The sequence below is a fragment of the Colwellia sp. TT2012 genome (assembly GCF_001440345.1).
Taxonomy (GTDB): Bacteria; Pseudomonadota; Gammaproteobacteria; order Enterobacterales; family Alteromonadaceae; genus Colwellia.
The window spans coordinates 1-963 of record NZ_LJYX01000005.1; the positions used below are offsets into that span (position 1 = coordinate 1).

The window sequence follows — 963 nt, forward strand, 5'->3', positions numbered from 1 at the left end:
AAGTCATAATAACTGATTGAAGAACGAAAGACAATCTTTGCTGAACTAAATATGTCACTTTCTAGTTGGTAAGTAAAATTAACACGAATAGCGTCTTAAGAGTTTGAATCAATATGCGGGTACGACTCCGAAATAGTTACCATCATGTGTGAAGTGTCAGTGAAGTCTTGATGAAATTGAAGATTAGGGTTATTTAAACTATTTAGCTGATAGCTAAAAATTACATTATCATCAATAATTGGTGTTGGCGCACTTGAATCTTCAAAGTAGGCCATACGCAAAACCTGATCTTTGTATTCTTCTTCACCTTCAGAATGAGATATACCAACTGTCATCATCAAGTCATCAGTAATATCCCAATCACCACGTAAGCCAAAGGCTGATGATGAACTACTAGTAGTATTAGCATCGGCTTGTGATTGGATGTTTATATCACGTGGGGTCCCTTGATACGGACGAGCACGCAAAGTGCCATTTGGATCTCTGTAGATAGTACCACCAACAAGTGCACCATCGGCAGATAAAGGGTTGTCAATTAATAACCCTGCACCAGGGGTGGCAATATTATTTATACCTGAAATACGTAAGCCGCGATCCCATTTGTTTGAGTCAAACTTAGAGTGAAAACCATCGAACTGAAAGCGCAGATCATCTCTTGGCTCCCAGTTTAGTGCTAAGGTAAACGCGTTACGCTCATCTTCACCGCCACGCTCATTAATTTCGAAACCAGAAGAAACTAAAATGCTGTCGGGAGCAACATCGTAGGCGGCAGGTAAGGCTTGTGCATCATATTGATAGTTAACAAAACGACTGGAAACGGTAGGTTGAAACATATTGGCCCAGCCAACATCAATGCCTACTGTTTCATCAAAATATTTGCCTTGATAAGATAAGGTTAGACGACGACCAAAGGTGTCAGAATCCTCATTGTCGGCAGCGGCTTCATTGTAGTTGCCATGTAAC

Annotated in this window: 1 pseudogene; it reads right to left on the minus strand. The window is 40.6% G+C overall.

The window, feature by feature from the left end:
- Nucleotides 1-95: 95 nt before the first annotated feature.
- Nucleotides 96-963: pseudogene (locus tag ASU03_RS20990) on the minus strand (TonB-dependent receptor); the annotation flags it as partial.